Annotated in this window: 40 protein-coding genes and 2 tRNA genes; 37 read left to right on the top strand and 5 right to left on the bottom strand. The window is 65.5% G+C overall.

The genetic code is table 11. The features are described 5' to 3' along the window. Window positions 1-194: 194 nt before the first annotated feature. On the top strand, window positions 195-1,049 hold the full coding sequence (locus ACW18A_RS05900; protein ID WP_492023869.1) for a hypothetical protein: 855 nt from the start codon (window positions 195-197) through the stop codon (window positions 1,047-1,049). Between the two features lie 62 nt (window positions 1,050-1,111). Here ACW18A_RS05900 and ACW18A_RS05895 read toward each other — a convergent pair whose 3' ends face one another. After that, window positions 1,112-1,402, bottom strand: a complete 291-nt coding sequence (locus ACW18A_RS05895; RefSeq protein WP_492023868.1) for a hypothetical protein — start codon at window positions 1,400-1,402, stop codon at window positions 1,112-1,114. A gap of 472 nt (window positions 1,403-1,874) precedes the next feature. Further along, a complete protein-coding gene (locus tag ACW18A_RS05890) occupies window positions 1,875-2,396 on the bottom strand; it encodes a helix-turn-helix domain-containing protein (protein ID WP_492023867.1) in 522 nt (173 codons plus the stop codon). 93 nt (window positions 2,397-2,489) lie between these two features. Here ACW18A_RS05890 and ACW18A_RS05885 point away from each other — a divergent pair, with 93 nt between their 5' ends. Further along, window positions 2,490-2,708, top strand: coding sequence for a hypothetical protein (locus tag ACW18A_RS05885; protein WP_492023866.1), 219 nt, complete (start codon window positions 2,490-2,492; stop codon window positions 2,706-2,708). A 379-nt stretch (window positions 2,709-3,087) separates the two neighbouring features. Here the strand turns inward: ACW18A_RS05885 and ACW18A_RS05880 are convergent, their stop codons facing one another. Beyond that, complete coding sequence (locus ACW18A_RS05880; RefSeq protein WP_492023865.1) at window positions 3,088-3,378, bottom strand: hypothetical protein; 291 nt, start codon at window positions 3,376-3,378, stop codon at window positions 3,088-3,090. Window positions 3,379-3,458: 80 nt separating this feature from the next. On the opposite strand from ACW18A_RS05880, the gene ACW18A_RS05875 reads away from it, so the two are divergent. The 35 genes from ACW18A_RS05875 (at window position 3,459) to ACW18A_RS05705 (ending at window position 25,795) form a co-directional block, all read left to right on the top strand. Continuing rightward, window positions 3,459-3,920, top strand: a complete 462-nt coding sequence (locus tag ACW18A_RS05875; protein WP_492023864.1) for a hypothetical protein — start codon at window positions 3,459-3,461, stop codon at window positions 3,918-3,920. Further along, complete coding sequence (locus ACW18A_RS05870) at window positions 3,920-4,171, top strand: hypothetical protein (protein WP_492023863.1); 252 nt, start codon at window positions 3,920-3,922, stop codon at window positions 4,169-4,171. Before ACW18A_RS05875 ends, ACW18A_RS05870 begins: the two co-directional genes overlap by 1 nt. Before the next feature lie 379 nt (window positions 4,172-4,550). Further along, the gene (locus ACW18A_RS05865) at window positions 4,551-5,165 is read left to right on the top strand and encodes a hypothetical protein (RefSeq protein ID WP_492023862.1); all 615 of its coding nucleotides are present in this window, start codon (window positions 4,551-4,553) and stop codon (window positions 5,163-5,165) included. Continuing rightward, the gene (locus ACW18A_RS05860; protein ID WP_492023861.1) at window positions 5,165-5,701 is read left to right on the top strand and encodes a hypothetical protein; all 537 of its coding nucleotides are present in this window, start codon (window positions 5,165-5,167) and stop codon (window positions 5,699-5,701) included. The genes ACW18A_RS05865 and ACW18A_RS05860 overlap by 1 nt, the downstream gene beginning before the upstream one ends. Continuing rightward, window positions 5,698-6,456, top strand: a complete 759-nt coding sequence (locus tag ACW18A_RS05855; protein ID WP_492023860.1) for a GcrA family cell cycle regulator — start codon at window positions 5,698-5,700, stop codon at window positions 6,454-6,456. The genes ACW18A_RS05860 and ACW18A_RS05855 overlap by 4 nt, the downstream gene beginning before the upstream one ends. Next, window positions 6,453-6,791 carry a helix-turn-helix domain-containing protein gene (locus tag ACW18A_RS05850; RefSeq protein WP_492023859.1) on the top strand — a complete coding sequence of 113 codons (339 nt, stop codon included), beginning with the start codon at window positions 6,453-6,455 and terminating at the stop codon, window positions 6,789-6,791. The genes ACW18A_RS05855 and ACW18A_RS05850 overlap by 4 nt, the downstream gene beginning before the upstream one ends. Then, window positions 6,788-6,973 (top strand): hypothetical protein, encoded by a 186-nt coding sequence (locus ACW18A_RS05845; protein WP_492023858.1) that lies wholly within the window; start codon window positions 6,788-6,790, stop codon window positions 6,971-6,973. Before ACW18A_RS05850 ends, ACW18A_RS05845 begins: the two co-directional genes overlap by 4 nt. Beyond that, a complete protein-coding gene (locus tag ACW18A_RS05840; protein WP_492023857.1) occupies window positions 6,970-7,308 on the top strand; it encodes a LexA family protein in 339 nt (112 codons plus the stop codon). Before ACW18A_RS05845 ends, ACW18A_RS05840 begins: the two co-directional genes overlap by 4 nt. After that, window positions 7,305-7,664 carry a hypothetical protein gene (locus ACW18A_RS05835; protein ID WP_492023856.1) on the top strand — a complete coding sequence of 120 codons (360 nt, stop codon included), beginning with the start codon at window positions 7,305-7,307 and terminating at the stop codon, window positions 7,662-7,664. The genes ACW18A_RS05840 and ACW18A_RS05835 overlap by 4 nt, the downstream gene beginning before the upstream one ends. Then, window positions 7,661-8,362: a DNA-methyltransferase gene (locus ACW18A_RS05830; RefSeq protein ID WP_492023855.1), complete on the top strand. Its 702-nt coding sequence runs from the start codon at window positions 7,661-7,663 to the stop codon at window positions 8,360-8,362. The genes ACW18A_RS05835 and ACW18A_RS05830 overlap by 4 nt, the downstream gene beginning before the upstream one ends. Before the next feature lie 178 nt (window positions 8,363-8,540). Continuing rightward, on the top strand, window positions 8,541-10,025 hold the full coding sequence (locus ACW18A_RS05825; RefSeq protein WP_492024343.1) for a replicative DNA helicase: 1,485 nt from the start codon (window positions 8,541-8,543) through the stop codon (window positions 10,023-10,025). Further along, window positions 10,022-10,999 (top strand): YdaU family protein, encoded by a 978-nt coding sequence (locus ACW18A_RS05820; RefSeq protein WP_492023854.1) that lies wholly within the window; start codon window positions 10,022-10,024, stop codon window positions 10,997-10,999. The genes ACW18A_RS05825 and ACW18A_RS05820 overlap by 4 nt, the downstream gene beginning before the upstream one ends. Then, window positions 10,996-12,240, top strand: coding sequence for a DNA cytosine methyltransferase (locus ACW18A_RS05815; RefSeq protein WP_492023853.1), 1,245 nt, complete (start codon window positions 10,996-10,998; stop codon window positions 12,238-12,240). Before ACW18A_RS05820 ends, ACW18A_RS05815 begins: the two co-directional genes overlap by 4 nt. Beyond that, complete coding sequence (locus ACW18A_RS05810; protein ID WP_492023852.1) at window positions 12,237-13,046, top strand: hypothetical protein; 810 nt, start codon at window positions 12,237-12,239, stop codon at window positions 13,044-13,046. The genes ACW18A_RS05815 and ACW18A_RS05810 overlap by 4 nt, the downstream gene beginning before the upstream one ends. A 2-nt stretch (window positions 13,047-13,048) precedes the next feature. Next, a complete protein-coding gene (locus ACW18A_RS05805) occupies window positions 13,049-13,279 on the top strand; it encodes a hypothetical protein (protein ID WP_492023851.1) in 231 nt (76 codons plus the stop codon). Window positions 13,280-13,438: 159 nt separating this feature from the next. Continuing rightward, window positions 13,439-13,513, top strand: a tRNA-Trp gene (locus ACW18A_RS05800). Window positions 13,514-13,516: 3 nt separating this feature from the next. After that, window positions 13,517-13,590, top strand: a tRNA-Gly gene (locus ACW18A_RS05795). Window positions 13,591-13,964: 374 nt separating this feature from the next. Beyond that, complete coding sequence (locus ACW18A_RS05790; RefSeq protein WP_492023850.1) at window positions 13,965-14,180, top strand: hypothetical protein; 216 nt, start codon at window positions 13,965-13,967, stop codon at window positions 14,178-14,180. Continuing rightward, entirely contained in the window at window positions 14,164-15,405 is a 1,242-nt protein-coding gene (locus tag ACW18A_RS05785) for a phage terminase large subunit (protein WP_492023849.1), read from the top strand. Before ACW18A_RS05790 ends, ACW18A_RS05785 begins: the two co-directional genes overlap by 17 nt. 8 nt (window positions 15,406-15,413) lie before the next feature. Further along, a complete protein-coding gene (locus tag ACW18A_RS05780) occupies window positions 15,414-16,856 on the top strand; it encodes a DUF4055 domain-containing protein (RefSeq protein ID WP_492023848.1) in 1,443 nt (480 codons plus the stop codon). After that, complete coding sequence (locus ACW18A_RS05775) at window positions 16,853-17,275, top strand: hypothetical protein (RefSeq protein ID WP_492023847.1); 423 nt, start codon at window positions 16,853-16,855, stop codon at window positions 17,273-17,275. The genes ACW18A_RS05780 and ACW18A_RS05775 overlap by 4 nt, the downstream gene beginning before the upstream one ends. A 2-nt stretch (window positions 17,276-17,277) precedes the next feature. Continuing rightward, window positions 17,278-18,399, top strand: a complete 1,122-nt coding sequence (locus ACW18A_RS05770) for a phage minor head protein (protein ID WP_492023846.1) — start codon at window positions 17,278-17,280, stop codon at window positions 18,397-18,399. A gap of 186 nt (window positions 18,400-18,585) precedes the next feature. Next, window positions 18,586-18,837 (top strand): hypothetical protein, encoded by a 252-nt coding sequence (locus ACW18A_RS05765; RefSeq protein ID WP_492023845.1) that lies wholly within the window; start codon window positions 18,586-18,588, stop codon window positions 18,835-18,837. Between the two features lie 67 nt (window positions 18,838-18,904). Next, complete coding sequence (locus ACW18A_RS05760) at window positions 18,905-19,177, top strand: hypothetical protein (RefSeq protein WP_492023844.1); 273 nt, start codon at window positions 18,905-18,907, stop codon at window positions 19,175-19,177. Between the two features lie 136 nt (window positions 19,178-19,313). Next, window positions 19,314-20,081 carry a DUF6651 domain-containing protein gene (locus ACW18A_RS05755; RefSeq protein ID WP_492023843.1) on the top strand — a complete coding sequence of 256 codons (768 nt, stop codon included), beginning with the start codon at window positions 19,314-19,316 and terminating at the stop codon, window positions 20,079-20,081. Between the two features lie 129 nt (window positions 20,082-20,210). Further along, entirely contained in the window at window positions 20,211-21,338 is a 1,128-nt protein-coding gene (locus ACW18A_RS05750) for a major capsid protein (protein ID WP_492023842.1), read from the top strand. A 65-nt stretch (window positions 21,339-21,403) separates the two neighbouring features. Then, window positions 21,404-21,769, top strand: a complete 366-nt coding sequence (locus ACW18A_RS05745) for a hypothetical protein (protein WP_492023841.1) — start codon at window positions 21,404-21,406, stop codon at window positions 21,767-21,769. Between the two features lie 3 nt (window positions 21,770-21,772). Beyond that, on the top strand, window positions 21,773-22,285 hold the full coding sequence (locus ACW18A_RS05740) for a DnaT-like ssDNA-binding protein (protein WP_492023840.1): 513 nt from the start codon (window positions 21,773-21,775) through the stop codon (window positions 22,283-22,285). Continuing rightward, window positions 22,282-22,434 carry a hypothetical protein gene (locus ACW18A_RS05735; RefSeq protein WP_492023839.1) on the top strand — a complete coding sequence of 51 codons (153 nt, stop codon included), beginning with the start codon at window positions 22,282-22,284 and terminating at the stop codon, window positions 22,432-22,434. The genes ACW18A_RS05740 and ACW18A_RS05735 overlap by 4 nt, the downstream gene beginning before the upstream one ends. Continuing rightward, window positions 22,431-22,811 carry a hypothetical protein gene (locus ACW18A_RS05730; protein WP_492023838.1) on the top strand — a complete coding sequence of 127 codons (381 nt, stop codon included), beginning with the start codon at window positions 22,431-22,433 and terminating at the stop codon, window positions 22,809-22,811. The genes ACW18A_RS05735 and ACW18A_RS05730 overlap by 4 nt, the downstream gene beginning before the upstream one ends. Next, a complete protein-coding gene (locus ACW18A_RS05725; protein ID WP_492023837.1) occupies window positions 22,811-23,212 on the top strand; it encodes a hypothetical protein in 402 nt (133 codons plus the stop codon). The genes ACW18A_RS05730 and ACW18A_RS05725 overlap by 1 nt, the downstream gene beginning before the upstream one ends. Beyond that, window positions 23,209-23,613, top strand: a complete 405-nt coding sequence (locus ACW18A_RS05720) for a phage tail terminator-like protein (RefSeq protein WP_492023836.1) — start codon at window positions 23,209-23,211, stop codon at window positions 23,611-23,613. The genes ACW18A_RS05725 and ACW18A_RS05720 overlap by 4 nt, the downstream gene beginning before the upstream one ends. 77 nt (window positions 23,614-23,690) lie before the next feature. Continuing rightward, window positions 23,691-24,908 (top strand): phage tail tube protein, encoded by a 1,218-nt coding sequence (locus ACW18A_RS05715; protein ID WP_492023835.1) that lies wholly within the window; start codon window positions 23,691-23,693, stop codon window positions 24,906-24,908. Between the two features lie 99 nt (window positions 24,909-25,007). Beyond that, window positions 25,008-25,454 carry a hypothetical protein gene (locus ACW18A_RS05710; protein ID WP_492023834.1) on the top strand — a complete coding sequence of 149 codons (447 nt, stop codon included), beginning with the start codon at window positions 25,008-25,010 and terminating at the stop codon, window positions 25,452-25,454. A 35-nt stretch (window positions 25,455-25,489) separates the two neighbouring features. Further along, complete coding sequence (locus tag ACW18A_RS05705) at window positions 25,490-25,795, top strand: phage tail assembly chaperone (protein WP_492023833.1); 306 nt, start codon at window positions 25,490-25,492, stop codon at window positions 25,793-25,795. On the opposite strand, the gene ACW18A_RS05700 is transcribed toward ACW18A_RS05705, so the two are convergent. After that, the gene (locus ACW18A_RS05700; RefSeq protein WP_492023832.1) at window positions 25,792-26,199 is read right to left on the bottom strand and encodes a type II toxin-antitoxin system HicB family antitoxin; all 408 of its coding nucleotides are present in this window, start codon (window positions 26,197-26,199) and stop codon (window positions 25,792-25,794) included. The genes ACW18A_RS05705 and ACW18A_RS05700 overlap by 4 nt on opposite strands. A gap of 77 nt (window positions 26,200-26,276) precedes the next feature. Further along, a complete protein-coding gene (locus tag ACW18A_RS05695; RefSeq protein WP_492023831.1) occupies window positions 26,277-26,465 on the bottom strand; it encodes a type II toxin-antitoxin system HicA family toxin in 189 nt (62 codons plus the stop codon). Window positions 26,466-26,525 lie beyond the last annotated feature (60 nt).

Here is a 26,525-nt window from a genome sequence, read left to right as displayed (position 1 = left end):
GAAATGTGGGGACGGTTGCAGGCTTCCGGGGACCGTGAACAGAAACGGAACCGCTCGACCCTTGTTCGGTAACCCAAAATGGAGTTCCGTTGCGTGCCACCCGGCAAACGCGACGGTCTGATTCCGCTCGCGCATCCGGCGGAGGGTTCGCCTCAGAAACGTCCCCCTCCGCCATCGCATAAGGCAAAGTGCATATGACACCTCCCCTCGATTCCGTCCAGACGCCGCCTCAGAAAAGCAAAGCCTTCAAGGCTGGATCGCCGCCGCCGGCAGCCCCGCCAACAGCCGCGAATGACGCAACCCCGGTTTACCAGTTCGGTGTCGCCGAGATCGACGACGAGCCCCGGATCCGCGACCTCGATCTCGCTGAGCGCCTCGGCTTCGATCGGACTCGCGACATCAGAAAGCTGATCGAGCGCAACATGGCCGAGATCACGGACATGGGTATTTGCGCCACCGTGGCGCAAAATCATGGCGGCGGCCGCGGGCGACCGTCGAAGGAGTACTACCTCAACGAGGAACAGGCTCTGCTGGTCTCGGTCCTATCGAATGCGCCAAAGGCTCCGTCGGTCCGATCGGCTCTCATCCGCACCTTCACCGCCTATCGGCGCGGCCAACTCGTGCAGGGCCTCGACGACCAGGCGCTGGAACTGCTGCGCCGCACCGACGGGATCGCGCGCATGCTGTCCCACAAGGTGACCGAGATCGAGAGGGCGATGCCGCAGATGCGGGCGGAGTTCCTGACAGCTCTGGTGGAAAGCGACCCTCGGGTCCTGGCCACGACGTTCAAGCCTGCCCTGCAGGTTCTGACCGAGCGCGGCGTGCCGTCCAAGGGCCGCCGGGGCTTCTCCCACAAGGTCTCCAACCGCCTTCGCCGCTTCTCAGTTGATCGGCAGTTCCCCATGCGCTCAAGCCACGAGACGAGCCGCTGGTTGTTCCATGTCGACGCCGTCGCCGGTTGGATCGCGCTGGAAGGCGACGCGCTGATCCGTGATCACATCGACAAGGTCACAGGCCAAGGCCGCCTGCACCTCGTTCACGCTGCCTGACGGAGAGGGCGTCGGCTTCGGCCGGCGCCTACCCCGCTATCAGACGGCCGGATAGGCGGGGGTCATTGGTCGAGCTCGCAAAAAAGCGGTTGCGTCATCTGGAATGCCAGATCGCCAGGTTCTCGCGCGATGATGACCTCAGTTTCGGACGCCACGAACGGCAGGAAGCCAACATAGCCGCCAAGGCGATTCTTGCTGTTCACCTCCCCGCATATGGTGCCTGCCGTCTTGCCCGGACGAAGGTTCCTGAACTGCGCCGACGCCGGGTCTGATAGGCGCTGGCGCACCGCTTCGGCAGCCTTGTGCTCGGCGGTCCATGGGAGCCTTTCGCACCCCGTCAGAGCCACGATCATGGCGGACGCAATGGTCACACGCCGGATCATACGTCCCCCCAGTCATAGGTCCCGTCCAGACCGAACAAATCATCTAGCCGCCCGGTGCCCCTCAACCGATCACCCCCGCGCTGCCCCAAAACTGCGTCTTGCACCTGTCGGGACTGAATAAGAATCCAGTCCGAGAAGGTCACGGTCTCGCTCACCATGCCCTTGTCAGTCCAGCGTTCACCAGGCGGCATCTCGTCGATGTCTAAGCCGAGTTCACGGAAGGTTTTCGTCACGGGCACCGAGGTGCAGCGGCATTTGACGACATGCCCGCCCGGCCCCGCGCCCCACGGAAAGCGATGACCGATCGGCTCGGGAGCATGTGAGGCCGTATAGAGCTTGCCGTCCCGAATGCCGCACTCAGGACGGGTGTGTTGGTCTAGGGTTCCGAGCCATCGAATGCCCGTCAGGACGTCAGCGTTTCCCGGCAGACACGACGGGGATGTCAACCGTCAGTCCCCGTCCGCTTGAACACGCGCAGCATCTCCAAGGCTCGAGGCCGATCGGCCGGAGCAATGTCGGAGAAAAGCTCTGCCGCTTCGCGATTCACGTCCTCTGGGTTCTCTTTCAGCCGCCCAGCTTTCACTCCAAATGCGTCTGCGAACCGAGCCAGCACTTTTGGGGAAAGCGGTATTTCGCCGGCCTCGACGCCTGCCACGTAACCCGCATCAGAGCCGATCATGTCCGCCAGCTCGGCCTGGGTCCAAAACTTGCCCTCGCGCCAAGCCTTGATGAAGTTGCCCTGCGAAGGGCTTCCGAACAGATCTTCGATGGAAATGCCGAGCGCGTTGGCCAGCTGTGCTTCCGTGTCGCCCCGAAGGCTCCGCGTCGCACTGCCCGAGGACTTCGTATAGCTGTGAAGCGTCGTGTACGGGATGCCCGCATGCTCCGCGAGCGACTTGGCGTTCCAGTCGGACGTTTCGAGCCAATCGAGGAAATGCGCTCTGCGACGCTCTGCGAGTTGCATGGGACATTCTGTGCCATGCGATACGACAATCCGTAACTTCGATGTTTCGTATATCGCTTGCATCAAAATACGATCTTTCGTATATCTTGGCGCATGGAAGATCTGAACCAAGTCATCGACCGCATCAAGGCGGCTGCCGAAGCCGAGGGCCTTCCAGCATTCGCCAGCCGGTGCGGGGTTCCGTACACGACGCTGGTTGAGTGGCGGAAGGCTGGTTGGCGCCCCAAGGCGCTCCAGACTTTTGAACGTGTTGCCCAGGCCGCGATGACGACGCCGGCCAATGACGCCGAACCCCAAGACGTGGCCGCCTGATGTCTCAGTGCGGAAAGGTCATTGCTATCGCGACGACCGGACTGCACCGGGCGCAGGATCGTCTCAGCACGTCCAGCAGTTCCAACGTCACAGCAGGCGTCGGGGCCAAGGGCCGGATCGGCACCACGTTCGGCGGGTATATCCCGGCCTCGATCTCCGACCGGAGCCTGCACTTCAAGCAGCGTTTCCGCTTCTTCGACTTCGCCAACGCCAGCACCCCCACACACACTCAGGCGTGTAGAGGTGCATCCTATGGTGACGCCTGTAAAGTCGAATTGTTTCAATTGGTTAACCAGACACGCCCCGCGCTCCCCCGCGTCGGCGTCAGCCCCGGCCGGTTGGGTCCTCCGCCCTGTGTCACCGGCCGGGGCTCCTTCCATCACGGGAGCCATTGATGCGTCGCGCTGAGGCTGCCGCCATCCTGAACTTCAGGGCTGTCCTGAACGGGATTGTCCACATCGAGCGGGCTTTCTCGGACGGAAACGAGGCGGGGGCGCGGGAAGCGTTGTCGCTCATCCGCCGGGAAATCACCCCCGAATACCTCGCTGCTCTCGAAGTCATCGCTGCCCAGGCGGATGCCGCAGAGGCCTTTCACCGGACGCAGACAACCCTCTCCCGGTTCTTCGGCCGTGGTTCCGAACCACATCCTGACGCCGTGAATGACGACCATCTCGCGGCCCCTTCTGAACCCGCGCCTTCAATCGCCTGACTGCGACACCCTGTCACTCCAATAGAGCCTGAGAACAAAGCATGGCCGAACGCCTGACCTTCCTGGAGCACGCCGCGCTTGCCCGCCGGCTGATCGACAATCTCGGTGGGCCGAAGCGGGCGGCGGTTCACTGCCGCGTCGGTGAGAGCGATCTGTCGCTGTACCAGAACCCCAACCGGCCAGACCGGATCATGCCTGCTGACGTGATCAGCGCGCTCCAGATCGTCGGGGGAACAACTGAGTACTCGGACGCCCTGTCGGCTGAGGTTGATCAGCCCGCGATCGTCAGCGCCGACCCGCTCCACCACGCCTGCGGCCTGATCAAAGAGTCATCGGACGCCCTCACCGCCATCGAGCGGTCGGTCGCCGACGGTGTGGTCTCTCCCGCCGAGTTCACCGCCTGCGAAACCGAGCTGGCCGAACTGGAAGCCCGTATCCCGATCGTCCGGGCCGGTCTCCGCAGCAAGATGCTCGCCGCTCACGATGTCCGGAGGGCCGCCTGATGTTGTCCGCCGTCCGCCGCGTCCTGTCCCGCCTGTTTTCCTCGCGCCCGGCTTCCGCGCCGACCGATCCCATCATTCTCAGCATCTACTCCCGCCGGGCCTGGGTCCGGTTTCAGGCTGACGTGAAGCGCCAGCGCGAAGCCCGCCGGGCCAAGCACCAGTGCACCCGCGACATCGATCAGCGCCAGCGCGACACCGTCCACGCCGCGCTCCGGGCCAACCAAGCCAAGACCGTCGAGAGGGCCGCGTGATGTGCGAATTCAAGCCGGGAGATGAGGTGGTTGCCGTTGATGACGGCGGACACGAATACCCTGACTGCCCTCTTCCGCTCCTCACGGTCGGGGCGGTCTACGTCATCTCTGAAGTGTCGTCGCCATACGGATGCGGCGACTGCGGTTGCTGCTGTGGCGTTCGTGTCGAGGGCGTTCCATCCGACCTTTACGAACACCCGTGTGGAACTTGGGAATACTCGGCTTGCTCTTTCCGCAAGGTCCAGCGCCGTGACCTCGGCGAATGGCTACAGACCGCCGCCCCAGCCCCTCACCTCGACAAACGCCGCCGACAACCCGTCGCCGCCTGATCCACCAACGGGACCGACCGGCCCGTTGACCGGTCGAACAGGAGGGCCAGATGGCCAAGACACTGAAAGCGGTCGACGACGACTACGAGCCCATCCAGGGTACGGTCGGATCAATCCCGAACGAACCCGGAAACGGGATGCCCAGCCATGACGACATCCGCATGGCCGTCAACGAGATGCTGGCCCTGATCGAGATCAGGAAGGCTCACAACGCCAAGATCAGCACCTTCCGCAAAGGGCTCAAGGCCAAGGGCTTCACGCTCGGCGTCCTCGATGCCCAGATCAAGCTGCTCGACTGGTCGCCCGAGGACATCAAGAAGAACTACGCAGAGCGCGATTGGTATGCCGAGGCGATGCGCTTCCCCATCGGGTCGCAGCTTGAGCTTTACGGCACCGACGCGACGCCGGACCCTGTCAAGGAACAGCTTCGCTGGCGCAACATCGGGTTCAAGGACGGCCTCGCCGGTCGCGGCTGGGCAGATCAGCCTCCCGAGGGCGCTCCCTTCGACTGTGTCCAGTCCTACGGCGAGGGCCACGAAGAGGGCCAGGCCACGGTCCGGCGCGCATTTGAACTGCGCCTTGCCCAGAACGCGGCGGCAGCGGCGAACGACCCGGCCGGGGATGAAGACGGTGACGACACCGAGCAACAGCAGGACGCCGCCTGATGGAAGCGGTGCACGTCTCCAACTACCGACCGATCCTGACGCTGGATCTGGCGACGTGCACCGGCTTCTGTGTGGGCGAGGCCGATGAGCGCCCGACCCTTGGGCACAAGAGGCTGAAGTCCACCGGCTCGGACGTCGGGGCCTTCCTCATCGAATACGAGGAGTGGCTGATGGATCGGGTCCGTGAGTTCACGCCCGGCATCATCGTCATGGAAGCGCCGATCCTCGCGGCCGGGGCCACCCCCCACGTCACCCGCAAGCTCCATGCCCAAGCCGGGATCACCGAGATGGTGGCCAAGCGCGCCGGGATTGAGTGCTGCGAAGTCTATCCCGTCACGGTCAAGAAGGCCCTGACCGGGTCCGGCCGGGCCAAGAAGCCCGCCATGGTCGCTGCCGCCGTTGCCTACGGCTTCGCCCCCCAGGTTCCCGACGAGGCCGACGCCTTTGGCATCTGGCTCCACACCGTCCGTCTCAGACATCGACCCCACGCCAGCCGCTGGGATCCCATCAACTTCCAATCCCCGAGAGCAGCATGACCCATCCCCGCACGCCTGAAATCGACGCTGAGTTCCGCCGCCTCTGGCACGCTGGCGAGAAGGTCCATGACATCGCCAAGGCCCTCGGCATGGGCAAGTCAGCGACCTACGACTACCGGGTCTCGCTGGGGCTGCTTGATCGCCCGATCCCGGGGGCCAAGAACCATTGGAAGCCGGACGACCTCGAGGAGGTCAAACACCGCTGGCAGGAGGGCGAGAGCGCCGCGACCATCGCGCGAGCCTTCCCGGGCCGGACGCGCGCGGCGATCATCGGCGTCGTTCACCGGCAGGGCTTCCAGCATCTGGGTCGCGCCGAACCTACTTTCACGACCTCCACAAGGGCTCCCGCCGTTCGGAAGGGCCCGGCCAGCCCCAGGGGTGCCAGCCGCACCCCGCCGCGCCCCGCCCCCCAGATCAAGATCCCCGTCGTTTTCGGCAAGGTCCACGCGACCACCCACGCCGAGGCGACGGTGCAGCGGGAACGGGCGGCTGTTGCCGGCGCCAACCACATCAAGAGCTTCTCCTTCCCCGCCAATGACGACGCGATCCCCCTGATCGACCGCCGCTTCGGTCAATGCTCTTGGCCGGTCGGCGAGCCGGAGCGCCCGGCCGATCAACTCTGCTGCGGCCAGCGCGTCATAGGTGAGCGGACCAAGTCGACGGCCACCTACTGTGATCAGCACCGGCTCCGTGCCTCCCCGGCTGGCGTCCCGTCCGTCCGTGACCTGACCCGGTCGGTTCGGAGGGCGGCATGACCGGCCCGAAGAAGATGACGGCGGCCCAGATCATCACGTCCTATGAGGCGGGAAAGAGCATCCGAGAGGTGGGTGCAGCTTCGGGCTACAGCCACGAGGGCATCCGCAAACTCCTAAAGCGCAGTGGCATCGATCTTCGCCCGCGTGGCCAGCGTTTGCCTCGGGAACGCGCCAGCACCTTCGCGGAGGAGCTGATCGCCGACCTCCCGAAGTTCCGGGAGCCGATCACCCTCGACGTTCTGACCGACTGGTTCGGGGCTGAACCCGAGAAGGTGGCCACAACGGTCAAGCGGCTCTTCCTGCTCGGGAAGCTGACCATTCAGGTGGCGCCATGACCGAACCCCACGAGCGCGCCAAGCACATCGCCGACACCATCCGGATCGAGTCCGTGAAGATCGAAGGCAGCCTGGGCGTCATCAAATCACTAGGCGGGTTCAACGCCGCCAAACTTGCCGCCGAGGCCGCGCTCAAGCGGGTCTGCCGGGCGTCCAATGACAATGATGGATGGGTCGCATGATCGGGCTGACCAAGCGCCAAGCCGACTGCTTGCGGGCTATCGACGAGCTGACGGTCGATGGAGTCTCACCGACCTATCAGGAGATCGCCACTCACATCGGCATCAGCGGCAAGAGCTCCGTCTGTCGGATGATCGATGCCCTCGTCCACCGTGGCCATCTTCGCCGCTATCAAAACCGATCCCGCGCCTTGGAGGTCGTCGCACACGCTGCGACGACCAAAACGAAGACCCAGATTGCGAACACCATCTGCCACCGCGTCTGGGTTCTCAAGCGCGAAGGGGTCAACGTCCCGCGCGAAAAGCTGCACGAGATCATCGTCGAGGCCCTGTCATGAACCGCGCCGAGAACCGGATCATCGACGGCATCGATCGCCGCCGGGAACGGAAGGCTACGAACAAGGTCCGTGAACTGCGCCGCCTCCAGATCGGTGAGGACGCCCGGGCCCGCATCAACTGCACCGCCATGGGCTACGATGACCCCGCTGAACGGCTGGAATGGTTGAAGGCCGCCGCATGGAAGCTCCGCGCCCTGTTCGTCTCCGTTCAGGACGACGCCGGGGCCTGCGCCTTCTTCGGCTCCCTCGCGTCGGCGCCCGATAGCGTCCTGCCAAAGGCTATCGCGAAGGCGAGGGCGGAACAGGAACACAGCCGCATCTTCACGAACGCTGCGAACGATCGGGGTGAAGCATGAGCCGGGTCGAGGTCATAGGCGACTGCACCCTGTATCTGGGCGACTGCCGGGACGTGCTGCCCACGCTGGGCAAGGTCGATGCGGTCGTGACGGACCCGCCTTATGGGATCGGTGAGGACGGCGGCCGGTTTCGTGACCGCAAGGGTGGCGGACATCGCGTCCTGCCCAAGATGGGCTGGGATAGCGAGCGCCCGGCCTCCGAAGTCTTCGGCGCAATGCTCGCTTGCACAGACGAACAGATCATCTGGGGCGGAAACTACTTCGCCGACCTCCTGCCTCCGTCGAAGGGCTGGCTCTATTGGCAGAAGCTGATGGGCGGCGACTTTGCGGATGGCGAGCTGGCATGGTCCAGCCTTGACCGCGCGCTTCGCCAGTTTACCCACTGCAACAAGTCGGGCGGCAAGGTTCACCCGACGCAGAAGCCGGTCGAGCTGATGATGTGGTGTCTCGGCTTCCTTCCCAGCGCCCGCACCATCCTCGACCCCTTCATGGGTAGCGGCACCACTGGCGTCGCCTGCGCCCTGACCGACCGCGCCTTCATCGGCATAGAGCGCGAGCCGTCATATTTCGACATCGCCTGCCGCCGGATCGCTGAAGCCTACAAGCAGCCCCGGCTTTTCGCCGAGCCAATCCCCAAGCCCGTTCAGACCGACATCTTCGCCGCCAACGACTCAAACCAAGATCGGGGGGCAGCGTGAACAGAAAAGATTTGGTCGCCTTCGAGCAGCACTACGCCTCCATGCTTCGGCGGGAGGCCAAGGCTCGACGTCCGCGCTACCCCAGGATCGCCGATCAATTGGACCGCTGGGCTGATGCTGCGGTGGCGCGGGCTGAGACCGTCCGGTGTGGGCCTCTGTTCTCGGGAGCGCCTGAGTGATGGACCCGCGCGACTTCGACACCTCCCCCGCCCTGCCGTCTAACCTCGAGGCGGAGCAAGCCTTGCTGGGCGCCGTCATGTTCGACAATGCCGTGTTCGAACGGCTGCCCGAAAAGCTCCGGGGCTCCCACTTCTTCGAGCCCTTCCACCAGCGGCTCTATGACGCGATCAGCCTGACCATCAGCCAGGGCCTGACCGCCGAGCCGACGATCTTACGTGACCGTTTCACCGCGGACCCGGCCTTCGAACAGTTCGGTGGCGCGTCCTACCTTGTCGACCTCTGGGACCGCGCCCCGGCGGGCTCCAACGCCCCGGGTTATGCGCGATCGATCTACGACCTCGCCATGCGCCGCGACCTGATCCGTATCGGCGGCGAGATCGCTGCGAAGGCCACCGACCCTGACGTCCCGGCCGCCGAACACCTCGCAAACGCCGAGGGGGCCCTTTTCACGCTCGCAGAGACCGGTGAGCAGTCCAGGGGCGTCGTATCCTTCCGGGAGGCCATGAGCGGCGCTCTGACGATGGCTGAGGCGGCTTTCCGCAGGGATGGCGCGCTCGCCGGGCTGGCGACGCATCTGACCGACCTGGACCAGAAGCTGGGCGGGATGCACCCGTCGGACCTCCTGATCCTCGCCGGCCGGCCCTCCATGGGCAAGACGGCCCTGGCGACGAACATCGCCTTCAACGTCGCGAAGACCTACCGATCCGAGACCGACGCCGGAGCGCCGGGCGGTATCCGCCGGCTCGACGGTGGCAGGGTCCTGTTCTTCTCTCTGGAGATGAGCGCCGAACAGCTCGCGCTACGGATTATCGCCGACGCCGCCGGTATCTCCGGCGACCGCATCCGCAAGGGCAGGATCAGCCGCGAGGAGTTCGGCCGGATGAAGGAGGTCGAGGCCCTGCTCGCCGAGATCCCGCTCCTGACCGAAGCCACGGGGGGCATCCCCATCGGCCGGCTCTGCGCCATCGCCCGGCGCCAGCATCGGAAGGCGCCGCTCGATCTGATCATCATCGACTATCTGCAGCTGGCCACGACCGGCAACGGCAACAGCCAGCGCAACCGGACGCAGGAGATCAGCGAGATCACCGGCGCACTCAAGGCGCTGGCGAAGGAGTTGAACGTCCCGGTTCTGGCCCTCTCGCAGCTTTCCCGCCAGGTCGAGAGCCGGGATGACAAGCGCCCGATGCTGTCGGACCTGCGGGAGTCGGGATCGATCGAGCAGGACGCCGACTGTGTCATGTTCGTCTACCGGGAGAGCTACTACCTGGGCCGCTCCGAACCGAAGGAAGGCTCCTCGGAACACCTGCTCTGGCAGGCCGAGATGGCGGTCAAGGAACACGAGGCCGAGGTCATCATCGGCAAGCAGCGCCACGGCCCCATCGGCACGGTGAAACTCTCCTTCGACGCCGACACGACCCGGTTCGGCAACCTCGCGCGCGGCTCCGACTATGAGACCGCCCGCATGCCCTACGGTGACCAATGAGCACGCACCCCTACCTCCCGCTCTACGTCGATGACTACGAGGCCGCGACCGCTCACCTGACCCCGGAAGAGGACGGCATCTACAACCGCCTCCTGCGGCTCTGCTGGCGCACCCCGGGATGCTCGCTGCCGAACGACGCCGCCTGGATCGCCCGCAAGGTTCGCCTCTCGACCGCCGACTATGAGCGCGTCGCCAAGCCCGTCGTCGAGGAGTTCTTCAAGGTCTCCAGAGGGCGTCTCATCCAGAAGCGGTTGAAGGCCGAATACGATGACATCTCGCGTAAGAAATCCGCGCGCGCCAAAGCCGGGAAAAAGGGAGGCGACGCCAAGGCACTGAAAACAAACGAAACTGATCCTAGCAATGCTGCCGTTTTGCCAGCACACGCGGGCGCGTTTCCAAACCCAGAACCAGAACCAGATAAAGAACCCCCTGTAGTCCCCCCGAGGGGGACGGGAGGCCCGAAGGTCTCGAAGGCCCAGGTTCAAGCCATCTGGTCCGCCTGTCCTACGATCGCCAAGCAGCGGTCCAGCGTCGCCGACGTCGAGACCTCGCTCAACGCCGCGCTGCGCCGGGGCCACGAACCGGAAGCCGTCCTCGCCGGGCTGCTGGCCGCCTACCGCTCCGAGACCTATTCCGGCGACAAGGCCAAGGGCGTTCACCGGCTGATCGACAAGGATCGCTGGGCCAGCTTCGTCGAGGCGGGAAGCCCGGCCGCCCCGGCGCCGGAAGCCGTGTTCGACGGCCCGGCCGAGATCCGCGCCTGGGTCGCCACCCAGCACGGCGAGCCCTACGCCCGGTCCTACGTCGACCCGGCCCGATGGGATGCCGCGAACCGCGCCCTGCTCGCCGCCAACCCGTTCGCCGAGAGCAAGCTGGCCCGAGACCTCGCCGACATCACGGCCCGGTGGAAATTCACCGTCCGGCTGGCCAGCGCCAACGACGCCCCCCTGTTTGCCCAAGGAGCCGCCGCATGAAGGTTCTCGACCTTTTCAGCGCGGCGGCCGGTGGCTGGTCGCTTGGCCTTCACCGGGCCGGATTTCAAACCCTCGCCGCCTGCGAATGGATCGCTTGGCGCCGCGCCCTCTATGCCGAAAACAACCCCGGAGTCCTGATCTATGACGACGTCCGCACGCTTACCGGCGAACGACTGCTTGCCGACGTTGGAGCTTTTCCCGATCTCGTCGCTGGCTCCCCGCCCTGCCAGGATATCAGCAGCGCCAACACCAAAGGGAAGGGCGTCGACGGGGAGCGAAGCGGGCTCTATTTCGAGGCCATCCGCATCATCGGGGAGGTCCAGCGCCTCGGCCGCGAACGCGGAACGGGCGGCGCTCGTTGGGTCGCTCTTGAGAACAGCTCTAACCTGCGAACTCGAGGCGCAGACCGGGTTCTCAGTTCGCTGGAAGGCCTCGGCTACACCTGCTGGTCGTTCGTGGTCGGTGGCGACGACGTCGGGGCGAACCACCAGCGCAAGCGGTCGTGGATCATCGGGGTCGACCTCGACCAACTCACTTCCGACGCCCAGGGCGTCGGATGCCGCGCACGGCCCGGAGATCGCCAAGGCGAACACGCCCGGATCGACTGGCGTCTCGCTGGTCACGACCTTGACAATGGGGATGCTCCCGACCCCGATGGCGTCGGACGGCATGTCGGACGGCAAGGGGGGCGGGGCGGGCTCGACCCATCCGTTCCGCAGAATACTGGCCACGCCGCGGAAGACGGACGCGGATCGGGGCTTTCGGGGCTTTCGGGGCGATGTGCTGGCGCAAATACAGGGCCAGAACAACCGTCATGCTGGGATGCTGTCGACGCCTCGGGCCTCGGACATGAAGGCGGGCGGTCACGGCGACACGGGCCGGATGGGGACGGTTCGGCACCAGTTGCAGGTGGCGACGGAAGCCCCGGACAAATGGGCCTATGCGCGCCAGATCTCGACCATGCTCTCCGACGCCGGGCTGACTGGTCCCTCGATGACCTTGCCCGTCACCTACGGCTGGATGATGGGCTATCCGCCCGGCTGGCTGGCACGCGCGTTGATGTCGGCGATGGCAAGGGGCAGTCTGCGGCCAGCCTTGTCGTCGAGGCGTTCGGCGACGCCGTCCTCCCGCAAATCCCCGAAGCCATAGGCCGGGCCATCCTCCGTGTGGAGGCGGCCTATGCTGCCCTGCACCTCCCCGCCAACGACCCCGCCCCTCTCGCAAAGGAAACCGCCGCATGACCTCCGCCCGCCAACGCAAGAAGCGCCTATCCCGCAAGGGCCCGAGCGCACCCAGGGTCATCGGGGCGAATGACAACCACGTCGACGGCGCGAACGACAACAGCCCCGTGGTGATCCGGGGCGTGACCCTGACGGTGAACCAGGCCCATCGGTTTCAGGTCGCGGACGCCCGGGTGAAGTCGAAAGAGCTCGGCCTCCAGAAGGCCGGACGGGATGCGATGGTCGCGCTGGATGCGGAGATCGAGGCGACCCTCGCCGAGCGGCGGCGTCAGGCGGACGAAGCGGAACTGGTCGGGCTGGAGCTGGGCCGGGGATCGATCATCGAGACCAGCGACCGGCAGGATCACCGGGGCCGGAAGCGCATCGCCTCGCGAGACGGGCTGGAGACCCTGCGGACTACCCACTCGATCAGCTCGATCCAGAACGCCGCCGGCCTCCGCTACCGCACTGACTACGAGGCCATCGACCCCGAGAAGGGCCTCACCCCTCCTTCGATCGACCAGACCCGCAACGTCTCCCGAGGCGGCGAGGGCTACGCGGCCAAGCGCCGGGAGATCGAGGAGCGGGTGTTCGGGATCCACTGCATGATTTGTGACGTGGAGCCGCCTAGGGACGGGAAGCGGGCCGCCCTACCCTCGCTGCCGGCCGGGCACCCTGCGATGCGGGCGATCTATGCCCTCAACCATATCGCCGGGCGGGGGGACAACCTGGCAGACATGACCACCTCTGGGTCGGTGAAGGCTCGCATCCGAGAGGACTTGATCTTCGCCTTGGATGCGTGCGCTATCGCCTACGGACTGGAGTGAACATGGTAGATCAGACGCCGATGCAGCGCTTCATCGCTTGGTGCGAGCGCGAGCGTGACGACGCCGAGAAGAGCCTCGAGCTAATGCGCTCCGGGGTCTTGAAGGTCTTCCACGGCGCTGCTCACAATCAGGCCAATGACGTCACGGACGAGTCGATCGCCCACAATGAGCGGGTCGTCCGGGAGATGACCGCGATCATCGATGACGAGAAGGCGAAGCGGGAGGCCCGTTGACACCGGAACGGTAACGTGTGCAGAAGGCCATAGCGCAAGACGCGCCCCAGAACGGCCCCTCCCAACCGGAGCGGGCCGTTTTTCGTTCCCGTCACCCGTCCATACCGGCGCTGCGGCAAGGGTTGGCTCTGGGAAGCGGAGCGACCTCAACACCTTTCAATCCGACTAGCTCAGCAGGTAGAGCGCCGGTCTCCAAAACCGGTTGGCGAGGTTCGAGTCCTCGGTCGGGTGCCATTTGCGTTCGTAGCTCAATGGCAGAGCCACAGCCTTCCAAGCTGAGGACGCGGGTTCGATTCCCGCTGAACGCTCCACCTCATTCACCGCGCCAATTCCCCCAGCGACCATCGCCGGCAAAGGGCTGGGAACCAACCGATCGACCTGACGCCTCAAGGCGTGAACTCCGTGGCGCGGGCTCGGCTTCGGCCGGGTTCATTGGACGGAGAAGGCGGTCATGCCCGGACATCGGAGACCACCATGCGCGTCTTCATCGTGATCCCCGACACGCTGCCCGTCCGCGAAGCGGTTCAGATGGCCCAGGCTCTCGGGCGGACCGGCCTCGGAGTCGTGCTGCCGAAGTGGTGCCGGACGGCCTGAAAAACAATCAACGGAATCAAACATGGCCCGTGGAGGCGCTAGACCCGGCGCTGGCCGGAAGCCGGGAGTGGTTAGCAAGGCGACTGCGGACGTGAAGTCAGCGGCCCTTGACCACGCGCAAGCCGCCCTATCGACGCTGGCGCTGATCATGCAAGGCGCGACGCAGCCGGCCGCCGCTCGCGTGGCCGCAGCGAACGCCATCCTTGATCGGGCGTATGGGAAGCCCAAGCAGGCGATCGACGTGGACGGCAACCTCGCGTTCGTCCCGCCGGTTATCAACCTGATCCGCGATGCAGATCCCGCTTAGCGGGCCGCAGTTCGAGTTCGTGGCCGCGCCGGAGCAGTTCCCTGCGATGGTGGCGGGCTTCGGAGCCGGAAAGACCCACGCGGGCATCTGGCGGGCGCTGACGAAGAAGTTGGCGTATCCGAAGCAGAGCGTCGCCTATTACCTGCCGACCTATGACCTGGTCGCCCGCACCGCGTTTCCTCGGTTTGAGGAGACGCTGAACGAGATCGGGCTGAAGCACTCGATCAACAAGAACGAGGCCCTGATCGACATTCATGGCTGCGGGCAGATCATCTGCCGGACCATGGATAACCCGGCGCGGATCGTGGCCTACGAGGTCGCGGACAGCATTGCCGACGAGCTGGACACCCTGCCGACCGAAAAGGCGCGGGAGGTCTGGAACAAAATCATCGCCCGGAACCGCCAGAAGAAGCCGGATGGCTCGCTGAACACGGTCGGCGTCGTCACCACGCCTGAAGGGTTCCGTTTCGTCTATGAACGATGGCAGAAGGCCTCGACCCCAGGTTATCGGCTCATCAAGGCGACGACCCAGAGCAACGCCAAAAACCTGCCTGAAGGCTACATCGACAGCCTTCGCAACACCTACCCGACCAACCTGCTGTCGGCCTACCTCGACGGCGAGTTCGTCAACCTCACGGCCGGCAGCGTCTATCCCGACTTCGACCGGGCGCTGAACGCCAGCACCGAGACGATCAAGCCGAACGAGCCGCTTCACGTCGGCATGGACTTCAACGTCGGCCAGATGGCGGCGGTCGTGTTCGTACTGAGGGACGGCGAGCCGCACGCGGTTCAAGAACAGGCCGGGCTTCTCGATACCCCTGCGATGATCGTCAGGCTCAAGGATCGCTACGACGGCCATCCGATCTTTGTCTATCCCGATGCGTCGGGTCAGGCGCGGAAGTCGAACAACGCATCGGAGTCGGATCTGTCGCTGCTTCGGCAGGCCAGGTTCACGGTCCTGGCCAACCCGGCCAACCCGGCGGTCAAGGATCGCGTCCTGTCGATGAACCAGATGATCCACGTCGCGGGCAGCCGCCGACTGCGGGTCAACATCGACGGATGCCCCGGCTTCGTCGAGGGGTTGGAAAAGCAGGCCTACGCCAAGAGCGGCGAGCCGGACAAGACGGCCGGCCTCGATCACCTACTGGACGCCGGCGGCTACTTCATCGCCCACAAGTTCCCCGTCGTGAAGCGCGTCGTCAGCGTCACCCCGCTGCGAATGTAGGAGACCCCATGACAGCGGAGGCGAACACCAAATCCGGGGCCGTCTCCACCATGGGCGAGGAATGGCCGATGCTGGAGGCCCTGATGGGCGGCACGGCAGCGATGCGGAAGGCGGGAACCACGTTCTTGCCGAAGTGGCCGAACGAGGATGTCGAGGCCCTGAAAGCCCGCACGAACGTCGCCACCCTGTTCCCGGCCTACCGCCGCACCGTCTCGGTCATGGCGGGCAAGCTGTTCTCCAGGGCCCTGACCCTCGGCGATGATGTCCCGCCCCGGATCGTCGAGTGGTCGGAAGACATCGACCGGGAGGGCGTCAACCTCCACACCTTCTGCGCCGAGATGTTCCAGGAGAGCTTCTTCGGCCTCTGCGGCATTCTCGTCGACGCCCCCAAGGTCGGGGAGATCGGCGGCGTGGTCACCAAGGCGGCTCAAAGGGATGCCGGCGCACGCCCCTATTTCGTCCGGGTCATGCATAACCAGATCCTCGGCTGGCGCATCGCAGTGGTCAACGGGGTCCGCACGTTGGCCCAGCTTCGTCTTTCGGCCGACGCGACCGTTCCCGATGGCGACTATGGCGAGAAGGCTGTCGAGCGCGTCCGCATCCTTGAGCCCGGCTCATTCCGAGTGCTGGAGAAGCAGAAGGACGGCGCCGGCACGGATGGCTGGATAGAGATTGATTCCGGCACGACCGGTCTCGACTATATCTCATTTACTCCGATCTACGGCCACCGGCTGGGCTACATGAACGGCTCCCCGCCGCTTCGTGACCTGGCCTATCTGAATGTGAAGCACTGGCAGTCGCAGAGCGATCAGGACACGATCCTCCATGTCGCCCGGGTGCCGATCCTGTTCCTGACCGGAGCGGACGAGAAGACCACCCTCACCGTTGGCGGCTCGTCTGCAGTTCAGGCCCCCACGGGAGCGACGCTGGAGTTCGTCGAGAATACCGGAGCGGCAATCAATGCGGGGCAGACCTCGCTCGAGGCCCTCGAGCAGCAGATGATCCAGGCCGGCGCTGAACTGCTGGTCAAGAAGCCCGGCGACCGTAGCGCCACTGAGGCCGCGAACGACGCCGAGGCGAACAAGTCCGACCTTCAACGCATGGCCGAAGGGTTCGAGGACAGCGTCGACGCCGCCCTGCAGATGATGGCGGACTATGCCTCGCTCCCCTCCGGTGGGCATGTCTCGCTGTTCAAGGACTTCGGCGCGGCAACCCTCTCGGGCGCATCGGGCCAGTTGATCGTCGCACTGGAGCAAGGCGGGCTGATCTCCCACGACACGGCCATCGCTGAACTCAAGCGCCGGGGCGAGCTGGCCAACGAGGTCGACGCCGAAGAAGAGCGCGAGAAGATCGCAGACCAGGGCCCGGCCTTGGGCGCGATCACGGATAATCCGGGCCTCGACAAGCCGGAGCCTCTGAGCGGTTCGGCCGACGAAGAGGTCGCGGCGTGACCACCATTGCATACCGCGACGGCGTTCTCGCGGCGGACACCCAGATTACCAGCGGCAACAACGCCCGCTGCGGCTCCGTCATCAAGATCGGCGTCACGCCCGACGGTTTCTGGTGGGGCTACAGCGGCTCGACGCAGCACCAAGAGGCATTCGCCGCCTGGGCCAACGGCGACCGACAGAGCTCTCCCGCTCGATGGGATGAAGCGGGCGTCGGCGTCCTCGTTTCGCCCGACGGCGTAGTCCGTGAGTGGTGGGGCGAAGGCTGGATTGAGGTCTCGTCTCCGTTCCATGCTTGGGGCTCGGGCGAACGTATCGCTCGCGGTGCGTTGGCGGCTGGCGCGGACGCCGAGCGCGCCGTGGCTATCGCCATCGAAATCGATCCTGAGACCGGCGGCGAGATCACCGTCCTTCGGCGCTGACCATGCCGACGGTCAACGAGCGCCTTCTCGACGCGGCGATCGATCACGCCATCGACCTCCAGAGGTATTCGACCGGCGTCGTTCGTCGGATCATCGCCGCCCTGAACCGGTTTGACGCCGACCTTCGTGATCGGATCGCCGCCGCCCTGCTTCAACTGGAGCCGGACAGCTTCACCATCACCCGGCTCGAGGCGCTGCTGTCATCGGTTCGGGAGATCAACGCAAGGGCCTATCAGGCGGCCTACGGTGCGATGCCAGCCGCCATGCGGGAACTGGCCGGGTATGAGGCCGAATGGCAGGCGATGAACCTGCGGGCGGCCTTCCCGGCGGGTGCTCGGGCGTTCGTCCGGTTCAACGCGGTGTCGGTCGAACAAGCCTATGCCGCCGCGATGTCGCGCCCGTTCCAGGGAGGTCTCCTGCGGGACTGGCAGACCAGCGGCGAGGCCGGCCGGATGCAGGCCGTTCGCAACGCCATCCGGGCCGGGTATCTCGAGGGCAAGACCACGGACCAGATCGTCCGCTCCATTGCGGGGACGAAGGCGAAGCAGTTCAAGGATGGCCTTCTCGACAGGTCCAGACGTTCGGTCGAGACGATGGTCCGCACGGCCCTCTCGCATACGGCGGGAACGGCGCGGAACGAGGTCTACCGGGCCAACGAAGACATCATCAAGGCCGTGGCCTGGGTCTCGACGCTGGACGGCCGGACCTCGCCGATGTGCCGGGTCAGGGACGGGCTCCGCTACACCCCGGACGATAAGCACAAGCCGATCGGTCATTCGGTGCCGTGGCTGCAAGGTCCCGGCCGTCTCCACTTCGCCTGTCGGTCCACCTCAGCACCCGTGACAAAGAGCTTCCGCGAGCTCGGCCTCGACATCGACGAGATCAGCCCCGCGACCCGCGCCAGCATGGACGGCCAGGTCCCCGCCGAGACCACCTATTCGCAATGGATCGCCAGACAGTCGGCGGCCCGGCAGGATGACATTCTCGGCCCGGTTCGGGGTCGGTTGCTTCGCCAAGGCGGTCTGCCGGCCGACCATCTGTATTCACCCCGCGGGGATTTCCTGACCCTCGAACAGCTCAGAGCCCGGGACTCTTCCGCGTTTCGGCGGGCTGGGTTAGATTGATACCATGACCGAGGCTCCGCGACCCGCAGGAAACTACTGGATCGACCTCGGCAATGGATGGGAGCCTGCCGACTGGTGCCCGTCGATCGGCTCATGGTTCGTTTGCGGGAGCGAACTGGATATCAGGAACGATCGGATCAAAGCCTTCGGGCCTCCGCTCGTGCCGCCGCCCCCGTCCGCCTCGTCGTGACGAACCCGCCCCGCCTTCATGTGGTCCCGACCACGCCCGAGCCGGAAACCCCGGTCACGGCGAGCCGCAAGCGCGTGAAGGCCATGCCTGCCCCTGCCGAGATGGTTCAGTGCCGTCGCTGTGGCGGTCACGAGTTCATCGAAAGCCGCACCGGGATCATGAACCGGGCCGGCAAACCATCCGGCGGGACAAAGGCGCTGATCTGCGTCCCCTGCCTGACCAGCGGCGAGCGCGTCGCGGTCCTCTGAGATCGACGCCTAGCGTTGAAGGCATCGCGGGCGGCCAGATGCCCGCACCCTGAAAATGGAGCCTTTCATGGCCCTTCCGTCCTTCGCGCGCTGTCTCAGCGTGCTGTCTCTGATCGCCTCCGCCTTCTTCGCCTTCGCTGCAGCGGTCGGCGGCATCGTCTCCGCGGTCATCGCCGTCGCCTTCCCGGCCCGCGCCGACCTGATGCTGGCCACCGAGACCATCGTGGCGCCGCGCGTCATGGGTCGCCCCCAGACCCGTTCGTTCCTTGAACGGTTCAGCGCCCGTATCGGGCTGGATCGAAACCGCGCTCCCATGTCGTCGGCGTTCGTCGCCGCCTAGAGCGCTCCACCACCACGAGACGATTGAGCGGCGGCCCGGGCAACTTGGCCGCCGTTTTCATGCCCTCAGCCGGGATCGGCGGGGCGTCCGGGCGGGATAGCCCAACAGCCAGGGCGGATGCCCAGAAAGCCGAACCATGAAGCTCAAGACCATTGAAAAAGACGGTGTCACCTATGCCGAAGTGCAGGACGGCAAGCCCGTCTATGTTCACGACGACGGCAAGGAAATTCCATTCGACGCTAAGGGCGCGACGGACACAATCACGGCCCGAAACGGCGAGGCCATGCGCCACCGTGAGAACCTCGACGAGGCGAAGCGGGCGCTGAAAGCCTTCGAAGGTCTGGACCCCGCCGCCGCCCGGGACGCCATGGACAAGCTGTCCAAGATCGACGCCAAAAAGCTGGTCGAGTCCGGCGACATGGATGCGGCGATCTCGACCGCGCTCAAGCCGGTGCAGGAGCAACTCCTCGCCGCCAACAAGACCATCGAAGGCCTGAACGGCGACCTGAACCGTGAAGTCATCGGCGGCAACTTCGGCCGGTCCAGGTTCGTGACCGAGAAGCTGACCCCGGCCGGTGCCGACCTGATCCGCACCCTCTATGCCGACCGCGTCAAGGTCGAGGGCGGCAAGCCCATCGGCTACGACGAGAACGGCCAGAAACTCTATTCCCGCTCGCGCCCCGGCGAACTCGCTGACTTCGACGAGGTCGTGGAGGCCTTCGTCGAGAAGTACCCCCACAAGGACCACATCCTGAAGGGCGACATCAAAGGCGGCGGCGGCTCTCAGCAGCCCGGCGGCGGCGGAAGCGGCAAGACCATGAAGCAGTCGGCGTTCGACGCCCTGCCCGCCAAGGAACGCGCCGCCAAGTTCGCTGAGACCGGCTTCGCGGTCGTGCCCGACTAACAGTTTTGCCCTTCCCCGGATGGGGGCGGGCGCCTGGGCCGGATGGCTCCCTACAGCGGCAGGTCAGCCGTCCCTCCGAACCCCAGACATCCTCTTTTCCCCTCCCCATCCTGAAAGGGCTTCACAGCCATGGCTAACACTCTCACCGCCCTCCAGCCGGTCGCCTACAGCGCCGCGAAGGAAGTCGCCGCCGAACCCACCGCCGCGATCGGCGCCATCAACATGTCCTTCGACGACAAGGGCGTGGCCAAGGGCGACAAGGTCCGTGTCCCCGTCGCGCCGACCCGCGCCGGAGCCGACTTCACGCCCGGAGCGACCAACCCGGAAGGCACGGACGCAACCGCTTCGAACATCGAGGTCGAAATCACCAAGAGCCGCAAGGTTTCGTGGAACCTCACCGGCGAGCAGCTTCGGTCGCTTCAGAACGGAACGACCGATCAGGATTGGATCCGTCAGCTTTTGGCCCAGGGCATGCGCACCCTGCGAAACGAGGCCGAGGTCGATTGCGTCGCGGCCATCCGCCGGGGCGCTTCTCGCGCTTTCGGCACGGCCGGCACGACCCCGTTCGCGTCGGACCTGTCGATGCTGACGAACCTGCGCAAGATCCTGCAGGACAACGGCGCCCCGCTGGCGGACCTCCAGTACGTCTGCGACACCAACGCGGGTCTGAACCTCCGCAACCTCGGTGTGCTGCAGAACGCCTATCAGGCGGGCTCCGAGGAAGAGCGTCGCTCGGGTCGCTTCCTGCCGCAGATGGGCTTCGCCATCCGCGAGTCGGCGGGCATCTCGACCGTCACCAAGGGCACCGGCACCAGCTACCTGTTGAACGGTGCGCTGGCCGTCGGCGCAACGACCGCGACCGTCGACACCGGCTCCGGCACCCTGCTGGCCGGTGACATCGTGACCATCGCCGGAACGAGCGCGCACAAGTACGTCGCCAACACCACGCTGGCCGCGAACGTGTTCAACTTCGGCGCTCCCGGTCTCCGGGTCGCGGAAGCCGACAACGACGCCATCACGATCGGGAACGACTTCACCCCGTCGCTTGCCTTCGAGCGTAACGCCGTCGTTGGCATCATGCGTCCGCCGATCTTCCCGGAGAACGCCACGATCCAGAAGATGCTCGTCTCGGATGAGAAGGGCATGACCTACCTGCTGGCCCAACTCGACCAGTATGGCCAGACCAGCTGGGAACTGCACCTGGCCTGGGGCTTCCAAGCCGTCAACAGCGAGTTCATCGCCGTCGGCCTGGGCTGATCGACCGGAGGCCCGGGGCTTCGGCTCTGGGCCTTCACCCTTTCCTCTGACAGCGAGAACACCCGATGAAGCTGATCGCCATGATCCGCGATGCGGACGCACACCCCGACAGCCACAACGCCAACGTCCACCCCGACAACGTCGAGGCATGGGAAGCAAACGGCTGGGCCCGCGCCGAAAGCGCACCGACCGACGAGGCCGACTTCCTCCGCGCCAAGATCACGGCGCTGGGCGGCTCGTTCCACCACAAGGCGGGCGTTGAGAAGCTCCAGGCCGCCGTCGACGAACTGCTTGACGCTCCCCACCAGGATGCGGGCGGCAAGTCGATCCGTGAACTGAACGCCGACTGCGAAAACCTCGGCATCGAGATCGACCCGGCTGACGGCCCTGCCGCCAAGGCCGCGAAGATCGCCGCCGCGCTGGACGCCTAAGACGTGGCCCTGGTCGTCGAAACCGGCTCGGGCGCGGCAAGCAGCGAGGTCTGTGCCTCCGTCGCCGCCTACAAGGCTTATTGCGACGCCCGGGGCATCTCCTATTCCGCCCTGTCGGATGCCCAGATCGAACAGCGCCTCCGCCTCGGCTGGGACTATCTGACGGCGACCTATCGCGAGGCTTGGGCGGGGCAGCGGGTCTCGACCACCCAAGGCGTCGACTTCCCCCGCGACTTGATGCCGATGCGCGACGGACCAGGCACCGGCATTTCGGTCTCCTACTATCCGAACAACACGGTCCCGGCCGTCGTGGTTAGCGCCAACATCGAGGCCGCCACCCGCGCTGGTTCGCCGCTGATCCCCGACGAGGGCCAGGCCGTCGCGTCCAAGACCGTTGGGCCGGTGTCGATCACCTATCAGGACTATTCCCGCGCCACGAAGACCTATCGCGCCATCGACCGGCTTTTGGCCCCCGTGCTGAAGGCGGGCGGCGGTCTCAGGATCGTCCGGGCGTGACCGAATGGTTCGTCTGGGAAGCCCCGGATGGAACGGTCGAACTGCCGACCGGCCATCTGATGCCCGTCACCTTCGGCGATCTGGTGCTTCTCGAAATCACCGACGACGGGTTCGTCGTGCTGGGCCATCGGGGAAGGACGCTGCATTGACCTTCTACGCCGACATGGCCGGGACGGCTGCAGAACTGATCGCAGAGCTCGGACAGGCCGTGACCCTGACCCATTCGGTCCCGGGCGACTACGGCACCGCGACCGGAACCTCCGGATCCCCGACCGTTACGACGCAGAACTGCCTCGGCGTCGAGGAAGCCTACTCCGCACGATCGATCGACGGCGCCCTGATCCTGATGGGCGACAAGAAACTGATCCTGTCGGTTCAGACCGTTGCGGGAAGTGCCGTCACGGCGCCGGCCGTTGAGGGCACGATCACCTTCGCGGACGGCTCGGTCTGGACGGTGAAGGCCGTTGAGCCCCTGTCGCCCGGCGGGACGGCGCTGATCTACACCCTCCAGCTTCGGCGGACCTGATGGGGCCGTTCGAACTCCAGATCCGCGCCTTTGCCGAGAAGGCCAAGGACAACGCCGATCTGGTCGTCAGGAAGGTGCTCGTTGATGTGTTCGGTGAACTGATCATGCGCTCGCCGGTCGACACCGGCCGCTTCCGGGCAAACTGGATCTACAGCGAGATGAGCCCGGCCCGAGGAACGGTCGCGGTCAACGGCACGACCGAAAGCCCCTCGTCGGCACCCGCATCACCCGACGTTTCAGCCGCCGGCATGGGTCAGGTCCACTTCATCACCAACAATCTGCCATACGCCTACCGCCTCGAGACCGGCCACTCGAAACAGGCTCCGTCCGGGATGGTCGGGCTCACGGTCCTCAAGTTCAACGACTTCATGCGGAACGCCGTTGCGGAGGTTGCCGGATGAGCTCGGTCAGCGTGCGCGCCGCCCTCGAGACCGCCCTTGCGGCGATGCCGCCCCCGGTCTCGACGGCATACGAAAACGTCGCCTTCACCCCTACGGCCGGCACCGCCTATCAGCGGGTCAACGTCCTCTTCGGCACCCCGGAGAACACCGAGAACAGCCCGTCCTATGACGAGGTCGGGTTCATGCAGGTGACGCTCTGCTACCCGCTCAACGTCGGGCCGGGAGCCGCAACCACGCGGGCCGAACTGATCCGCACCACCTTCCGCCGCGGCCAGACCTTCGCGTCCGGCGGCGTGACCACCACCATCATGCGGACCCCGGAAATCATGCCGGGCTTCGTGGACGGTGACCGGTTCTGCATCCCGGTGCGCGTCCAGTTTCGCGCCCAAATCCAGCTCTGACGGCCCTTCGTCAGTCATGACCGCCGGTCTCCGGCTGTCCCCCGCCTGCAACCCCCCAGAAATCGGAGATCAAGACCATGGCAGTCGCCCAGGGTATCAAGACCAAGATCAAGCGCGTGAAACAGTCCGGCCTCGCCGTTCCGGGTTCGTCCGGCAGCCAACTCGTCCGCCGCGTCACCGCCACCTTCAACAAGGTGTCGGACACCTACACGTCGGCGGAAATCGCCTCGCACCAGCAGTCCACCGGGGCCACCGAGGGCGTCAGCGCCACCACGGGCGCCCTGAACTGCGAACTGTCCCCCGGCACCTACTCGCTGGAACTGGCCGCACTGCTGCGTAAGGACTTCGCCGCGACCACGGCAATGACCTCGGTGGGCCTGACGATCGGTGCAGCGTCCTCGGGCATCTATCCCCTGACCCGGGGCGCCGGTTCGTGGCTCTCGGACGGCCTGAAGGTCGGCGACATCATCCGCATTTCGGTCGGGTCGATGAACGCCGCCAACCTCGCCAAGAACCTGATCGTGACGGAGATCACCTCCGCCACCGCCGCCAAGGTTCTGCCGCTCAACGGCGTCGCCCTGGTCGCCGAAGGCCCCATCGCCGGCAACACCGTCACCGTCGTCGGCAAGAAGTCGTGGGTGCCGACCACGGGCCACACGAACGATTATTTCTCGGTCGAGAAGTGGTTCCCCGACGTCGCGATCTCGGAACTCTACACCGACGTCAAGGTGGCCTCGGCCGCCCTGACCCTGCCGGCCACCGGCAACGCAACGGTGAACTTCGATCTGCCGGGCCTCGGCCGGACGGACGGCACTGCCGAAGTCCTGACCTCCGCAACCGCCGAAAGCGCGACGGAAGTTCTCACGGCTGTTCAGGGCAAGGTGATCGTCAACGGCGTCGTGACCCCGGTCACGGGCGCCAACCTGACCATCAACGGCACCATCACCCCCGGCGAGGCCGAGGTCGGGTCCAGCACCCGCTCTGACCACCAGGTCGGGCGCGTCATGGTCTCCGGCACCCTCACGGCGAAGTTCTCGGGCTCGACCCTGCAGGCCATCCGCCTCGCCCAGACGCCGGTCGTGCTGATCCTCGTCGTGGCGAACAACACCACGGGCACGTCGGACTTCATGACCTTCGTGATGCCGGCCGTGAAGCTGTTCTCCGACGAGGCCAACGACGGCGAGACCGAGATCGTTCGCTCCTACAACTTCACCGCCCAATACTACGGCTCCGGCGGTGCGGCGGTGGCAAGCCACGCGACCATCGTGTCCATCCAGGACTCGCAAGCCGCCTGAACCTGACGGGGCGGTCCACGCAGGCCGCCCCGCCCCTCTCTCCTCCCCCGAAACTCTACGGCCGGGTCGCTCCCGCCGCTTTTTCCGAAAGCCTGAACCATGAACCTCGCAAGCCTCAACACCGCCTCTGCCGCCAACGCCGGGGCCGTCCTGACCGTCCTTCACCCCACCGACCGCACCCCCTTGAAACAGGCGGACGGAACCCCGGTCACCATCACGCTCCTCGGCCGTGACAGCGAAGAGTTCAACCGCGCCGAGCGGCGGAACCGCAAGGTCCAGCGCGACGCGGTCATGAAGCGCCAGCCCTACTCGCCGGCCGACGAAGACCGCGCTGCCGAAGCCGCATTGGCGGCCTGCACCACGGCATGGTCGGGCATTCCGGCCGCGTGGCTGGAGTCGGGCGGGACGGACGAAAAGCCCGCTCCGTTCTCGACCGAGGCGGCGGCGAGCCTTTACGGCAATCCGGGCGTTCGCTGGCTTCGGGATCAGGTGGACGAGTTCATCGGCGAACGCGCCCATTTTTTGAAGACCTCGCCGAAGGCCTGATCGCCTTCGCGCGGGAACAGTTTGAACTCGGAGCGGTGCAAGAAGACGGCGCACCGCTCCGCGTCCACCTCGAAAGCTCGGCCCGACAGGGAGACGTCGAGGACAGGTGGCGGCTGGACAACCCCCCGCCGCTAGAGCCGAGCATTGCTCATCTCTGGGACGACTACGTCGACCTTGCCTCGACCCGCTCCTACGGGATGGGGCCGAACCGTCTGACCCGCCTGGAAATCCAGGCATGGGAACACGACGAAGGCATCCGCCTCGAACGCTGGGAACGGCGGGCAATCATGGCGCTGGACGCCCTGCACCTCACGATCATCGCCGAGACCAAGAAGGCCTAGGCGTATTCGGGAAGCCGCTCCTGGGCCATCCGTTCAACCAAGGCAGAACGGGTGATCCCAAGTTTGCCGGCCGTCTCGTCGATCGCTGCCAGAACTCCAGAGTCGAGCGAAAGGTTGGCCTTCACCGCCCGCCCTAACTTCTCGACAGCCACGATCTCGGTGACCATCAAACTGTCGGCACGGTCCTCGATGAAAACGGGATCAGCGTTCAGCTCGTCGATAGACCGCGCTTTGGGCACCTCGCGCCCAGCCGCCCGGGTAACCTCGATCCAGTGACGAATGGAGTCCATGGCGTTGACTCGCGCCTCGGCGAGGGTGCGGCCCATAGCGGTGCAGCCGGGAAGATCGGGAACGACGACGCCATAGGCTCCGGCCTTGCCGTCGATCAGCGCGATGTAATGCATAGATTTCTTGTCCAATACGAATGATCCGACGCTCTGCCAGACTGTCTGTTTCGATCCGCTGCCGGTAGCGGCGGGGCTTACCACCCCGCCGTCCTTCCGATCTGTCGGGCGACGCCCGGTGATAGTTCTCGGTGTCTGGGAACTGAGATCACCGCCGGTATTGTCGAGTGGCGGTAGATGTCGTGCTCCTTTCCACCTTCGTTGATCCATCCCTCTTGGTTGAGGCGGTCAACGATGCGGCGGCGGTTCGTTTCTGGTCTCGGCATTCGCTCCTGATCCGATAGATGATGCGCACATTATTGCGCCTGACCTGACCAGTAGTCAAC

Source organism: Brevundimonas sp. AVps5, from assembly GCF_058681515.1.
The sequence above is the reverse complement of the archived record's forward strand: the minus strand, read 5'-3'. Positions and strand labels throughout refer to the sequence as shown.